Origin of the sequence: Pseudosulfitobacter koreensis, assembly GCF_024733015.1 — a bacterium.
Lineage (GTDB): Bacteria > Pseudomonadota > Alphaproteobacteria > Rhodobacterales > Rhodobacteraceae > Pseudosulfitobacter > Pseudosulfitobacter koreensis.
The window spans coordinates 206569-220495 of sequence record NZ_JANKJG010000001.1 but is presented as its reverse complement, the minus strand read 5'-3'; the positions used below and the strand labels follow the sequence as shown (position 1 = coordinate 220495).

Annotated in this window: 15 protein-coding genes; 9 read left to right on the top strand and 6 right to left on the bottom strand. The window is 61.3% G+C overall.

Annotated elements, in window-relative coordinates; genetic code table 11:
* Positions 1–2 precede the first annotated feature (2 nt).
* From NTA49_RS01210 to NTA49_RS01195, 4 genes are all read left to right on the top strand, one after another.
* Positions 3–281, top strand: a complete 279-nt coding sequence (locus NTA49_RS01210) for a hypothetical protein (RefSeq protein ID WP_258292821.1) — start codon at positions 3–5, stop codon at positions 279–281.
* Positions 282–294: 13 nt separating this feature from the next.
* Positions 295–942, top strand: a complete 648-nt coding sequence (locus NTA49_RS01205; RefSeq protein ID WP_258292820.1) for a DUF1523 family protein — start codon at positions 295–297, stop codon at positions 940–942.
* Positions 943–1019: 77 nt separating this feature from the next.
* Positions 1020–1355 (top strand): hypothetical protein, encoded by a 336-nt coding sequence (locus NTA49_RS01200; protein WP_258292819.1) that lies wholly within the window; start codon positions 1020–1022, stop codon positions 1353–1355.
* A gap of 55 nt (positions 1356–1410) precedes the next feature.
* Positions 1411–2103, top strand: coding sequence for a L,D-transpeptidase (locus NTA49_RS01195; protein ID WP_258292818.1), 693 nt, complete (start codon positions 1411–1413; stop codon positions 2101–2103).
* A gap of 9 nt (positions 2104–2112) precedes the next feature.
* Here the strand turns inward: NTA49_RS01195 and NTA49_RS01190 are convergent, their stop codons facing one another.
* Entirely contained in the window at positions 2113–3690 is a 1578-nt protein-coding gene (locus tag NTA49_RS01190) for a beta-1,6-N-acetylglucosaminyltransferase (RefSeq protein ID WP_258292817.1), read from the bottom strand.
* A gap of 144 nt (positions 3691–3834) precedes the next feature.
* Between NTA49_RS01190 and NTA49_RS01185 the strand changes: the two genes are divergently transcribed.
* Positions 3835–4653 (top strand): sulfotransferase family protein, encoded by an 819-nt coding sequence (locus NTA49_RS01185; RefSeq protein ID WP_258292816.1) that lies wholly within the window; start codon positions 3835–3837, stop codon positions 4651–4653.
* Here NTA49_RS01185 and NTA49_RS01180 read toward each other — a convergent pair.
* Entirely contained in the window at positions 4650–5318 is a 669-nt protein-coding gene (locus NTA49_RS01180) for an SGNH/GDSL hydrolase family protein (protein WP_258292815.1), read from the bottom strand. The two genes, NTA49_RS01185 and NTA49_RS01180, sit on opposite strands and share 4 nt — an antisense overlap.
* A gap of 113 nt (positions 5319–5431) precedes the next feature.
* Between NTA49_RS01180 and smpB the strand changes: the two genes are divergently transcribed.
* From smpB to NTA49_RS01165, 3 genes are all read left to right on the top strand, one after another.
* Positions 5432–5911, top strand: a complete 480-nt coding sequence (gene smpB / locus NTA49_RS01175) for an SsrA-binding protein SmpB (protein ID WP_258292814.1) — start codon at positions 5432–5434, stop codon at positions 5909–5911.
* A gap of 102 nt (positions 5912–6013) precedes the next feature.
* On the top strand, positions 6014–6868 hold the full coding sequence (gene sseA, locus NTA49_RS01170; protein WP_258292813.1) for a 3-mercaptopyruvate sulfurtransferase: 855 nt from the start codon (positions 6014–6016) through the stop codon (positions 6866–6868).
* Positions 6868–8052: an amino acid aminotransferase gene (locus NTA49_RS01165; RefSeq protein ID WP_261368088.1), complete on the top strand. Its 1185-nt coding sequence runs from the start codon at positions 6868–6870 to the stop codon at positions 8050–8052. Before sseA ends, NTA49_RS01165 begins: the two co-directional genes overlap by 1 nt.
* Before the next feature lie 144 nt (positions 8053–8196).
* Here the strand turns inward: NTA49_RS01165 and NTA49_RS01160 are convergent, their stop codons facing one another.
* Together NTA49_RS01160 and NTA49_RS01155 are read right to left on the bottom strand one after the other, a co-directional pair.
* On the bottom strand, positions 8197–9543 hold the full coding sequence (locus NTA49_RS01160; RefSeq protein ID WP_261368057.1) for an ammonium transporter: 1347 nt from the start codon (positions 9541–9543) through the stop codon (positions 8197–8199).
* Positions 9544–9571: 28 nt separating this feature from the next.
* Entirely contained in the window at positions 9572–9910 is a 339-nt protein-coding gene (locus NTA49_RS01155) for a P-II family nitrogen regulator (RefSeq protein ID WP_258292811.1), read from the bottom strand.
* A gap of 258 nt (positions 9911–10168) precedes the next feature.
* On the opposite strand from NTA49_RS01155, the gene NTA49_RS01150 reads away from it, so the two are divergent.
* On the top strand, positions 10169–12358 hold the full coding sequence (locus tag NTA49_RS01150) for a transglycosylase domain-containing protein (RefSeq protein ID WP_258292810.1): 2190 nt from the start codon (positions 10169–10171) through the stop codon (positions 12356–12358).
* Positions 12359–12388: 30 nt separating this feature from the next.
* Here NTA49_RS01150 and NTA49_RS01145 read toward each other — a convergent pair whose 3' ends face one another.
* Together NTA49_RS01145 and NTA49_RS01140 are read right to left on the bottom strand one after the other, a co-directional pair.
* On the bottom strand, positions 12389–12982 hold the full coding sequence (locus tag NTA49_RS01145; protein WP_258292809.1) for an MlaC/ttg2D family ABC transporter substrate-binding protein: 594 nt from the start codon (positions 12980–12982) through the stop codon (positions 12389–12391).
* Entirely contained in the window at positions 12972–13766 is a 795-nt protein-coding gene (locus NTA49_RS01140; RefSeq protein ID WP_258292808.1) for an MlaA family lipoprotein, read from the bottom strand. Before NTA49_RS01140 ends, NTA49_RS01145 begins: the two co-directional genes overlap by 11 nt.
* Positions 13767–13927 lie beyond the last annotated feature (161 nt).

Here is a 13927-nt window from a genome sequence, read left to right as displayed (position 1 = left end):
CCATGTTCGCGTTGCTACGTCTGATCGTTGTCGGCTTTGTCGTGCTGACGGTCATCTATATCGGGCTGTCGCTCTATTCACGGAGCGTGCGCAAGGGCAAGCTGCGCGCGGAATGGCGCGAACAGGCGCAGGCGGGTGTGGCCGAGCAGACCGAAGATGCGTTTGTAGATGTCGGCATGATCGAATACGACAATTCCCTGCGGCGCAAGCTGATCCTCGGCGTCTATGTGGTGCCCACGGTACTGGTGGGCGTCATCATCTATCTGACCAATTTCGCCTGAACGGAGGGCCCTCATGCGGTACATAAAGTGGTTTTTCATCATCATGTTCTGGGTTCTTGTGGCGGCGTTCTTCCACTATACCCTGCCGCAGAAGGATATCGTGCGGATCGTGGACACCTACGAAAAGCGTATTGATCCGGGCGAAAACTGGTGGTTCTGGGCGCAGGCGGATGTGGGCACGGACGGCACCGTTCCCAACCGCGATGTCTTTTTCATCCAGGCGGTGCGCGAAAACGGGCGTGTGATCGTCTATCGCAACGAAGACACCGGCTGGGGTTGGCCGCCCTATTTCAAGTTCGATACATCGAACCTGCAAGCCGAAGCTGCCAACCTGAAGTCGACCCAAGCCGATCCGAGTTATGTAATAATCAAACACTATGGCTGGCGCTTTGAGTTTCTGACCGCCTTTCCCAATGCGATCAGCATAACGCCGGTCGATGGGCCCGATGCGTCCAAGGGCATTCCGTTCCTGAACATCATCATCCTGACGCTGTTCTTCATGGTGGTTTATTTCATCTGGGTGCGCTGGCGTCGGTTCCGCAGGGCGCGGCTGGACCCAAGGCTCGAGGAAATGCAGGACAATTGGGAGGCGGCAGGCGATGCCATGTCCGACCGCCGCAGCCGGTTTTCGCGCTGGCTGGGGACGTGGCGGTCCAAGTAGGGCCGCGTGCGCTCATGGCTATGTGATCGCGCCAAGGCTGGACTTGGCGCGGCACCTGGGCCATTGCCAGCTATATGATGGTTCTGCGTTCTCTTCTTCTGGCCGTGATGGTCTTTGTGGCGATGCCCTGGGGCGCGTTTTCCGCCGTCTATCCGGCTTTGGCCGCGCCCTCTCATATCGTTTCCGGCGATGCGTCGTCCGTCGTGGCCGCGCCTGCATCGGTCGAGCGGCCGCGCAAGCGGTGCCGCACCGCAACCTTGCCGGGATCGCCCTGTGCGCAGGATGTGCGGCTGGATGACGGGATCGCGCTGACGGCACCTGTGGGGGAGGTCGTCCGACCCCTGTCCCACGACACTGTGCTGCGCAGCGGCGTGGACAAGCCGCCCCCGCAGGGTCCACCGCGCCTGATCTGACCGGAGCCCCGGCGCGCCCGCGCCATTCCCGATCAGATCAAAAGGATACCTCAAGATGTTGACCCGACGTATGTTTGTCGCCTGCGGGGCGATGGCAGGCCTTGGTGCCTGTGCCACCACCCCCGAGCCTGTGCCCGTGGCACCGCCCGCACCCGTGATCCCGCCCTTGCCCGCATTCTATCAGGCGGTGCCCGATGAGCCGTTTCCCGTGCCTGCCGTGCCCGAGGGCATTCTGGAACCGCACTTGTGGCGGCAGGAGGTCGCGAACCTTTGGCCGCAGCACGCCCGTGGCACCATTGTCGTCGATCCCGACGATGCGCTGCTGTATTTTGTCGAAAGCCCGCAGACCGCGACCCGCTATGGCGTCAGCGTGGGCGCGGCGGGCTTTGCGTGGAACGGCACCGCGCGACTACAGTTTCGCCGGGAATGGCCGGTGTGGAAGGTGCCCGCCGCCATGATCGCCCGGAAACCGGAACTGGCCCCCTATTCGGTGAATAAGGGCGGGATGCCGCCCGGTCCGGGCAATCCGATGGGCGCGCGGGCGCTTTATCTGTTTCAGGACGGTGTCGACACGCTCTACCGGATACACGGAGATGCGGACCCGCGCGAGTTGGGGCGGTCGGTGTCATCGGGCTGTATCCGGATGCTGAACCAGGACGCGATCCACCTGTACGACCGGGCACTGCACGGTGCTTCGGTGATCGTGTTGCCCTCGATGAAATCGTCCGGCATCGGGGGTGTCTATTAGGCGGCGGCTTCAGTCGGCAAAGAGGTAATGGGCGCTCGCGACCTTCTGGCTTTGGTCTTCGGCGATACCGAGGAATTCAGACAGGGCGCGGGCGTTTTCCTCGACGGTCGCGCCCTCGCGCATGCGGCTGAGGTTTTCGAAGTCCGCGTCGCGGATGCGGTCGCTTTCGAACACCATGTCGTTGCGGATCGTCGGCAGCAGCCGTTCCAGCGTTTCCGAACTGGTCTGCTCGCCCGCGAGGCCCACGCGCATGGCGTGACCGATCAGGTAATCGTCGGTGAACTTGCACTGGATTTCCAGCATCCGCGTCACCGAACGGTCACCTGCGAAATCCTGCAACAGGTCCAGCTCTCCGGGGTCCATGCAGACAATCAGACGGTCGGTTTCGTAATAGTCGAACAGCATCCGCATCAGCGCGCGGCGGTGGCGCGTGCGCTTGCCCAGAGTTTTCTGGATGCCGCCCAGATCGGGCAGCGGCGTGCTTTCCTCGTTGAAGAGGTATTCGATGGCGGGCACGTTGGTGACCTGTCGGATACGCTCGAGCACCCGTTTGGCGACGTGCCACTTCTTGCAGATCACGATCATCAGTTCGCGTTCGCGGCCCAGCGTCGATTCGGTTTCCCAGAACCGCGTGGCAAAGCGCCGACCGATGCGGCCCCGCCCGCTGAGGAACTTGAACAGGCTGCGCCCCTCGTTCGAGATCTGGAACTGCACCCCTTTCGCCGCATAAAGCAGCCCCAGACGGCGCTTGAGATCAAAGGCCTCGGGGCTGATTTTACGCGCGAACAGGAAATCCTGGCTGAGCAAAAGATCGTAGTGGTCATCGTAGAACACCACTGGCATGCCATAATCGGTGAACATCAGAAATGTCAGCGTGCGGCTGCGAATTTCGGTTTCCGGTACGACGTGCCGCACGACGGTCTGAAAAAAGGTCTCGTCGGGTATCCAGGTGGTGCGGAAAAACCGCATCACGTCACGGCGTTTCTTGGTGAACTCCAGCACCCATTCGACGGTGCGCCTGCGCAGGCACCACCACTGGCTGCCGATCTGGATCTGGATGTCACTGGGCACTTCGCGTGTCAGGCCCAGGCGCTGCTGCAGGTGATAGCTTGCGTAAAAGAGGCGCTTGTGGGTGCGTTCATTGAAGAAATGGCGGTAGATCAGCCGCTCTTCCTTCATGCCGGTCTTGATCCAGTCGCTTTCGAAATAATCGAAGCTTTCGATGAAGTCGGCGTCGTTGTCATCGAGGAACTTGTGGGTGTATTCGGCGGATTTTATCGCCATGCAATCGCCGGACAGCATGTAGAAATGCGTGGCGCGCGGGAACGCCTTGGTGGCGGATTCCACGGCGTAAAGCGTGGCCTGAACCAGCGACCATTCCCCCCATCCGCATTTGATCCGCTTGTGCGAAAAGGTGACGTTGGGATTTTCGTCCAGTGCGTCACGGATCCTCTTGAAATGTTCGGGCTTGGCCGACGCATCGAAGTGAATCGACATGTAGTCGCCCGCCGCAGTCAGACGCTCCGCCTGCTTGATGATGGCGTCGGGGTCTTTGTGACACAGCAATATGTAGGCGATTTTTGCCATACCAATGATTCACGGACCCTTTACCTGAAGATGTTTACCTAGATAGTGGTGAAGGGAGATTGAATAAACAGCATTTATTTGCTTTTTTGCTCCGACAGGCAACTGCTGCCCGATGAAGCAGCAGGAAAACAGAGGACGACAGGTATGGGTTTCCCCGGAACGTGGATGACGGAAAGCGAAAGCGTGGTGTACCGCGTGGTGCCCAAATGCGCCTGCTCGACCATCGGCCAGATCATGTATTATTCGGATCACGGTGAATTTTTCGACGGTGACATCCACGATGCCAAGAGCGGATTGCACAAGTGGGCGCTTGAGGAAAGTCAGGCGCCGATCACGGCCAACGTGCAGAACCACAGCTCCTATTCGTTCACCTGCGTGCGCAATCCCTACACGCGCATCCTGTCGTCGTTCTTTGACAAGATCTGCGGCATCCAACGCAACGGCAAACGCTATCGCGGCAATCTGGTGCCGCTTTTGATCCAGAAATACGGGATCGAAGTGGGCGGCGACGATGGCAAGCAGGAGTTCGACCAGATTGCCAGCTTTCGCCGCTTCCTGCTGTTTGCCCGTGACACCATCCGCTGGCGCAAGCCGATGGAGCCCGACATTCACTGGTCGGCGATGTCAGGGCATGTGTCCACGTTCATCGTGAATGGTGGCAAGTACGACAAGATCATCTGGACGGAAAAGTTCAACGAAGGCATGGACGAGGTGCTGCAGGCCGTCGAGACACCGAACAAGATCAATCTCGCCGAGATTCCCCGCTTTAACGAAAGCGAAGGGCACGGGCCCAAGCGGGCGCACCCGGTCGAGGATTACTTTGACGATCTGTCGATGCATCTGGTTTACGAAATCTACAAACGCGATTTCGAGGTGTTCAAATACGACTTTGAAAACCCCGCCAACAAGATGCCGATTGCCGAGATTGACCTAGACGAGGTTCACAAGAAGCTGGGCGATTAACCGCCCGCTTCTGCAATCACCTTGGCCACGCGTTTGCCCACCGCCGCGGTGCCCTTCGGGCTGGGATGGATCATGTCCGCAGTGTGAAACGATCTGTCGCCAGAGGGCACCAGATCGGCCATCGGCACGAAATACACGCCCTTGTCGCGTGCCGCCATTCGGGTCACGCGCGCGTCCAGCTCATTGCCCTCGTCGCGGCAATGCTCGATCGGAGAGCCGCGGCCGGGGCTGCGCAGATAGCCCACATAAACCACCCGCGATCCGGCGCGGCGCATCTTGGACACCAGCGCGGGGATTTCGCCGCGCGTCCCGTCCTTTGATATCATCTTGGTCATTTTCCGGTCGCAGCGTGAACAGCCGCAGCCCAGCCACAGGTCATTGCCACCGCCATTCATGATGACCCAGTTCCACGGACCACCGCGATACTGGCGCGAGATGTTGAACCCCATCGCGCCGGTCAGCGGCAGGTTGTAGATGATCCGCGCGCCCATGACCGAGCGGTTGGCGACACGCTGGCTCAACTCGCGTTCGACCACGTCGGGGATCGACCGTTCAGAGCCCGAGTGCGTCGCGAAGAACGAATCCCCGATCGCCAGAATGCGCGCCTGTTCCGCGCCCACGGGCGTGCAGATCAGCAGCAAAATCATCATCAAGACCGGTTTCATTTCGATTCCCTTCCCCCAAAGCATACCGTTTCGTTGCACCACAGTTGCGAGAAAATGTGAAAGTGGTGCGGCGATATTGTGAAACGCGCCGCTTCACCTTACATCCCATTCCTATGGCACAGGTTAAGAATGCAGACCCGAATTATAAAGTGATCGCCGAGAACCGGCGGGCGCGGTTCGACTATGCCATCGAGGAAGATCTTGAATGCGGGATCATCCTTGAGGGGTCCGAGGTCAAGTCGATGCGCCAGGGCGGATCGAACATCGCCGAGAGCTATGCCGCCGTCGAGGATGGCGAGCTGTGGCTGGTGAACAGCTATGTGGCCCCCTACGATCAGGCCAAGACCTTTCGCCACGATGAACGCCGACGTCGCAAGCTGCTGGTCAGTCGCAAGCAGATGGCGCATCTGTGGAACGAGACCCAGCGCAAGGGCATGACGCTGGTGCCGCTGGTGCTGTACTTCAACCATCGCGGCATGGCCAAGATCAAGATCGGCGTCGCCAAGGGCAAGAAGAACCACGACAAGCGCGAAGCCAGCGCCAAGCGTGACTGGAGCCGTCAAAAGGCGCGCCTGCTCAAGGATCACGGCTAGGCTCGGCCCTGCGCAAGGCGTTCTATCTTGCGAAGCCGTCCCCGCAAGGGTAGGGAAAGCACGTTTAAGCACGCACAGTTTACGCAGGTACGGAGGCCACCCATGTCCGATGATCCCAAAACACTTGTCTCGACAGAGTGGCTGGCCAAACACCTCAAGGACCCCGATCTGCGGATACTGGATGCCTCGTGGTATCTGCCCGACGCAAAACGCGATCCGAAGGCCGAATATGACGCCGCCCACATTCCCGGTGCGCGGTTCTTTGACATTGACGACATTTCGGACGCCCGGTCGGACCTGCCGCATATGGCACCGCCCGTCGAAAAGTTCATGTCGCGGATGCGGGCGATGGGCGTGGGCGACGGCCATCAGGTCGTGGTCTATGATGGTGCCGGTATCCTGTCGGCGCCGCGCGTGTGGTGGGTGTTCCGGCTGATGGGGCACGAAAACGTCGCCGTGCTGGATGGCGGTCTGCCCAAATGGCAGGCCGAGGGCCGCGCGGTCGAGGACATGCCCCCAGTGGTCAAGGACCGGCACCTTACCGTGCGGTTCCAGAACCAGCTGGTGCGCGATGTCACGCAAGTGTCGCAGGCGTCCAAGCTGGGCGATGCGCAGATTGTCGATGCCCGCTCTGCCCCCCGCTTTCGCGGCGAGGCGCCAGAGCCGCGCGAAGGGCTGCGCGCCGGGCACATCCCCGGTTCGCGCAATGTGCCCTATGGCACGCTGCTGAACGAAGATAACACGCTGAAGTCGCCCGAAGACACCCGCGCGGTGTTCGAGGCGGCTGGCGTTGATTTAGGCGCGCCGCTGATCACCACCTGCGGGTCGGGCATTACTGCCGCAGTTCTGGCGCTGGCGCTTGAGCGGATCGGCGTGGATGCCTGGTCGCTATACGATGGTTCCTGGGCCGAGTGGGGGATGTTCCCCACCGTACCCGTCGCAACTGGAGACGCATGATGTTCGAAACCCTCAAGGCACAGGCCCCCGACAAGATCCTGTCGCTGATGGCTCAATACAAGGAAGACCCGCGCAGCACCAAGATCGACCTTGGTGTGGGGGTCTACAAGGATGCGTCGGGCCTGACCCCGGTGATGCGCGCGGTCAAATCCGCCGAGCACGCACTGTGGGAGGCACAGGATAGCAAGTCATATGTCGGGCTGACCGGCGACCCTGCCTTTTCCGATGCGATGGTGAAACTGGTTCTGGGCGATGCCGTGCCGCGCAATACGGTTGCCGCAGCCGCCACACCCGGCGGCACGGGTGCCGTGCGTCAGGCATTCGAGATGATCCGGATGGCCAACCCCAAGGCGCGGGTTTTCGTCTCTGATCCGACATGGCCCAACCACGTCTCTATCGTGCAATATCTTGGCATTGAGATGGTGCCCTATCGCTATTTCGACAGCGAGACCCGCAGCGTGTCGTTCGATGCGATGATCGCGGACCTGAAGACCGCGACCAAGAACGACGTGATCCTTTTGCACGGATGCTGTCACAACCCGACCGGCGCCAACCTGACGATGGACCAATGGGCGGAAGTCATAAAGGTGCTGCAAGAGACCGGCGCCACCCCCATGGTCGACATCGCCTATCAGGGCTTTGGAGACGGTCTGGACGCGGATGCCGAGGCCACCCGTGCGGTCGCCGCTGCCGTGCCCGAGTGCCTGATCGCTGCAAGCTGCTCGAAGAACTTCGGTGTCTATCGCGAGCGCACGGGCATTCTGATGGTGGTCGCGGCTGACACCGGGGCCTTTGCCCTGAACCAGGGCACGCTGGCCTTCCTCAACCGCCAGAACTTCAGCTTTCCGCCCGACCACGGGGCGCGGGTGGTGACGATGATCCTGACCGACGATGCCTTGCGCGCCGACTGGCAGGCCGAGTTGGAAGACGTGCGGCTGGGCATGTTGGAGCTGCGCAAGCAACTGGCGGGCGAGCTGAAACGCCTGTCGAACTCCGATCGCTTTGATTTTCTGGCCGAGCATCGTGGCATGTTCTCGCGGCTGGGCACGACGCCCGAGATGGTCGAGAAGCTGCGCGTGGACCACGGCATCTACATGGTGGGCGACAGCCGCATGAACATCGCGGGGCTGAACGCCAATACGATCCCCGTGCTGGCGCGTGCGATCATCGACGCGGGCATCTGACACACCGCCATTGCGTCAAAATCAGGGGCGGACCTTTGCGGGTTCGCCCTTTTTGCTGCGCGGATATGCGCCACGAAAAAACCGGGCGCATCTCTGCGCCCGGTTCGTGCTTTCTCAAGACTGAGAGTTGGGAGGAGAGTGACCTCAGCCCTTGGAGAACTCGGGGTAGGCTTCCATGCCCATTTCGGACATGTCCAGGCCTCTGATCTCGTCCTCTTCCGACACGCGGATGCCGACCACGGCCTTCAGGATGAACCAGACGATGCCCGATGCAATCACCGTGAAAGCGCCGACCACGAAGATTGAATAGAGCTGCGTGCCCAGCGACGCGTCGCCGTTGGTCAGGACCACCGCGATGGTGCCCCAGATGCCGCAGAACAGGTGAACCGGGATCGCGCCGACGACGTCGTCGATCTTCAGCTTGTCCAGGAACGGAACCGCGAAGACCACGATCACGCCACCCACGGCACCGATCAGCGTGGCCGCACCCAGCGAGGGGGTCAGCGGTTCTGCTGTGATCGACACCAGACCGGCAAGCGCGCCGTTCAGCACCATCGTGAGGTCAGGTTTCTTGTACAGAAGCTGCGTCAGGATCAGCGCCGCGATTGCACCACCGGCAGCCGCCGTGTTGGTGTTGGCAAAGATCCGGCTGACGTCAGCCACATCGCCCACGGTGCCCATCGCCAGCTGCGAGCCGCCGTTGAAGCCGAACCAACCCAGCCACAGGATGAACGTGCCCAGTGTCGCCAGCGTCAGGTTCGAGCCGGGGATCGGCACGGTGCGGCCTTCCTTGTTGTACTTGCCGATACGCGGACCCAGGATCAGCGCGCCGACCAGAGCGGCCCAGCCACCGACAGAGTGCACGACGGTCGAACCGGCAAAGTCCAGGAAGCCCATCGCGTCCAGGAAGCCGCCGCCCCATTTCCACGACGCCTGAATTGGATAGATCACGGCGGTGAGGACGATGGTGAAGGCGAGGAACGGCCACAGTTTGATACGCTCGGCCAGGGCGCCCGAAACGATCGAGGCGGTGGCGGCACAGAACATCAGCTGAAAGAAGAAGTCGGAGCCGGTCGTGGCATACGAATAGTCATCGGCTGCATCGGCGGTCACACCGACCGCTTCCAGAACACCGGGGCCCCAGACGCCGGAGAACACGCCTTCGACGGCCCATGTGCCCAAGGGGTACATCAGGTTGTAGCCGATGAGGTAATAGAAGATCGACGCGAGCGAGAACAGCGCGATGTTCTTGGTCATCTGCATGGTGACGTTCTTCGAGCGGACAAGCCCGCCTTCGAGCATCGCAAAGCCTGCGGCCATGAAGAACACCAGAAAGCCGCCCACGAGGAACAACAGCGAGTTCATGATGAAGACCATGTCGGTCGAGGCATTGACGCCCGCCACAGGTCCTGCGTCCTGGGCCAGGCCCAGCGTCGGCAGCAGTGCGACGGGCGCGGCGGCTGCAAGGGTAAAGAATGTGGTACGTTTCATTGTCGGAATGTCCCTGTTTGCGGTCGCGTTAAAGCGCGTCATGGTTGGTTTCGCCGGTACGCACACGCACGGCCTGTTCGACGTCGAGCACGAAAATCTTGCCGTCGCCGATCTTGCCGGTGTGGGCCGTTTTCTTGATCGTCTCGACCACCTGATCGGCGGTGGCGGCATCAACCACGAGCTCAAGCTTGATTTTCGGAACGAAGTTCACGGCGTACTCTGCGCCGCGATAAATTTCGGTATGACCGGATTGGGACCCAAAGCCCTTGATCTCGGTCACCATCATGCCGCGGACGCCTGCTTCGGTCAGAGCTTGACGAACGTCCTCCAGCTTGAATGGTTTGATCGTTGCAATGATCAGTTTCACACATATTCCCCTTGTCGTTTGGCCCAGTTTCTGGCCGTTTTCCTGAGGGCAACAGAGTGAATGAGGGGCTTTGGGGGAAGGTCGGGCGCATGATTCCGCGGCGCGGATCGGCGGTATGTGCATAAAAAATGCGCAATTATGGAAAATCGACTAAAAATTAATCGAAAAAATGATGGAGGGCCGGGGAGAGTTCCACGTGTATCTCCGGGCGCAGTTGGTTATCATGGCGCAAACAAACAGGGCCGAGCAGGGGTCTAGATGAGCAATTCGACACGCGGCAAGCGTCCTTTGGTGGCGGAAAAACGTTCTGGCAGCACGTCCAGAAAGAAACCGACACCTGCGCGCAAGCGTCCGGTGAAGCGGCGCAAGCCCGCACCGCCCCGGCGCGGCGGGATTTCCGGTGTCTTTTCGCGCCTGTTCCGGTTCATTGGTCGTCTGATCTGGGGCGTGACCTGGCGCGGGACTTTGATTGTCGCTCTGATCATCGGTCTTTGGGTCGGTTACACCGCAACCACACTGCCTGACCTTGAAGAGTTGCTGGACGGGCGCGCGCGCGGCTCTGTCACGATGAAGGACTACAAGGGCCAGACCTTTGCCTGGCGTGGCGACCAGTTCGGCGGCGTCGTGACGGCGCAGACCGTGTCTCCCCACCTGCGCAATGCTATCATCGCGACAGAGGACAAGCGGTTCTACAAACACCTCGGCGTCAGTCCGCGCGGCATCGCCAGCGCCGTCAGCATCAACCTGCGCGAAGGGCGCGGGCCGCTGGAAGGGCATGGCGGGTCCACGATCACCCAACAGGTCGCGAAACTGCTGTGTCTGGGCACGCCTTACGACCCTGCGACCGGCCAGACCGAAAAGGAATACGAACAGGAATGTCGCCGCAGCACCCTCAAGCGCAAGATTGACGAAGCCGTCTATGCGCTGGCGATGGAGGCCAAGTATTCCAAGGACGATATCCTGACAGTCTATATGAACCGCGCGTTCCTGGGCGCCGGTGCGCGCGGGTTCGAGGCTGCAAGCCAGCGGTATTTCGGCAAGTCTGCCGCCACGGTGAACCCTGCCGAGGCCGCGATGCTGGCGGGACTGCTGGTCGCGCCGACCCGTTTTGCGCCGACGAACGATCTGGCACGGTCGCAGAACCGCGCGGCGACGATCATCCGGCTGATGAACGAACAGGGCTATCTGAACGAGACCGAAGCGCAGCAGGCGCAGGCAAATCCGGCCGTCCTGAGCGAAGCCGCAGCCGCCCGTGCGGGGGGTTATTTCGCCGATTGGGTGATGTCGTCCGGGCCCGAGTTCTTTACCCGCAAGACAACCGAAGACGTGATCATCCGCACCACGCTGGATCAGCGCATTCAGCGCGCTGCCGAGGACGGGCTGAAATGGGTGTTCGAGAACAAGGTGCGCCCCGGCTCGAACGCGCAGGCCGCGATTGTCGTGATGGACGCGGACGGCGCGGTGCGCGCAATGGTCGGCGGGCGCGACAACCAGGTCGCGGGCGCGTTCAACCGCGCCACGCAAGCACTGCGGCAGACCGGATCGGCGTTCAAACCCTTCGTCTATGCGACGGCGCTGGATCTGGGGGCGTCGCCGCTGGACCCGATCAACGATGCGCCGCTGACGATAGATATTCCCGGATCGGGCCCATGGTCGCCCAAGAACTATACGAATGATTATCTGGGCAACGTGACCTTCGCCAAGGCGCTGGAGGAATCGCTGAATATTCCGGCGGTCAAGATATCCGAACAGGTGGGCCGCGAAAACGTGCGCACCGTCGCCAGCGGCTTTGGCATCGAAAGCGATCTTGCCGCCGGGCCTGCTCTGGCACTGGGCGCTTCGGAAAGCACGTTGATCGAGATGACGGGGGCCTATGCGGGTTTCCTGAATGGCGGCTCGTCGGTCACGCCCTACGGGCTGATCGAGCTGCGCCTTTTGGGCGACGACGCGCCGCTGATGGGCACCGGCGGCGGCATCGGCGAGCGTGTCATCCAGCAGGATGCGGCACGGCAACTGGTCTGGATGATGGAAAAGGTCGTCAGCGAAGGCACCGGCGCGCGTGCGCAGTTCGGCGGGCGCGAGATTGCGGGCAAGACCGGCACCACACAGGCGGCGCGCGATGCGTGGTTCATCGGATTTACCGGCGACTATGTGGCGGGTGTCTGGATGGGCTATGACGACAACACGCCGCTGACGGGCGTGACGGGGGGCGGTCTGCCCACGGAAATCTGGCGCGAGGTCATGATGCGCGTGCACGAAGGGCTGCCGCAGACCCCGCTGCCAATGGATGCCCCACGTGCGACGCAGCAGGTGGTGGATGCGCCCGCGCCCAGACAGCAACAGCCAACCACGACCGAGGGGATCATCAACAATCTGTTGCGTGATATCCTGGGCGGTGGTGGCTCAAACTCTCAGCCGCCGCCAGAGGTGCGGGGAGGCGACCGGTAGCACCCCAAGGGCGCTACCGGCGGCAGTGTCTCAGCCCATGCGGGCAAGGTCTGCGATCATCTTGTCGATGTCACCGCCGTTGCGGTCCAGCAGTGCGCCGATTTCGGTGCGTTCGGTCAGCAGCAGGTTCACGCCTTCGATGAACATGTTGAAGAACAGGTCGCGGCCCGATTTGTCGGACACCAGGAACGTCACCTCGAACGGGGCCTCGCCGCGCAGATAGGCGGTTGTCCTGATCTCGTATCCCGCCTTGATCTGACGGGCGGACTGCACCTCGATGCGGCCCCCGATGAATTCGTGAAAGCGTTTGCCGTATTTGCGCGAGATATAGCCCGCAAAGACGTCTCCGAACGCGCGTTTCTGCGCGGCAGAGGCGCGGCGGCCGTCCACGCCAAGGGCGTATTGCGCCATGATCGGCACGTCACCATAGGTGGCAAAGATGTTCTCGAAATCCTTGATCATCGCGCCCTGCGACTTGCCCGAGGCGATGACGCGGTTGATCTCGGCGACCAGCGCATCGACCAGACCCCGCGCCTGCGCCTCGTTCAGCGCGAGGGCCGGCCCTGCCACCAGTGCGCCGCCGGATGCTGCAAGAAATGTGCGTCGCGTAAGGTTATTGAGCATAGGGGTCCTCATAAATGTCAGAGTACGGGTCATCGGAATAGGGATCGGCAGCCCCGGCTGTTGGGCTGGCGCCCAACTCGAAGCGGCGGTTCTGCAGATAGATCAGGCGCGCCTGCGCATAGCTGTCGGCGCTTTCATAGAGAATCGAATCGACCGTGTCGGAATACCGGCCCCGATCACTGAGGCGCGAGGCCAGTTTTGCCCCGGTGCTGTAATATTTTTCAGGGCTGGGCAGGCGGTAGGTCAGCGGGTTGGTGAACAGATCGACCACACGGCCAACCTGATCGCGACGGGTCGATGGGCCGACCACGGGCAGTTCCACATAGGGGCCTTCGCCCACGCCCCAGACATAGAGCGTTTCGCCGAAATCGGTGTTGTGTTGCGGCACGTCGAATTCCGTGGCGGCATCGACGAAACCGCCAAAGCCCAGGACCGTATTGGTCAGAAACCGCACCGTGGACAGGCCCGCACCGCGCAAATCGCCTTGTAACAGCGAATTTACGACCATGCTGGGCTGGGCAAGGTTGGTGGCGAAATTGCCGATGCTGTCTTCGAATTCATCGGGAACGGTGTTTGAATACCCGCGTCCTGCGGGCCGCAGAATGGCCGTGTCCAGCTTGCGATTGAACGCGTGGACCTTGCGATTGTAGCGCTCATTGGGGTCGTAGATGCCGTCGCGCGACACAGCCGCAGGGTCGGGTGCGGCACATGCGCTGACAAGGGCCAAGGCCAGAATCATGATCGGCAGACGCTTCAGGCGGTGCAGGGAGTGATGAACTGGCAATGGAAATCTCCGTTTTTTAACCTTTGATCGTACCTAATGCTTTCAGTGGCATTGCCCAGACAGGCAACGCGCGAATTCTCTCTCTGTGGCAGTTCCGCGACAGAGACCTTAAGGTCATTTCGCCCGAGAGGGCATAACAATCGCCACAGCGCTGGCGAAAA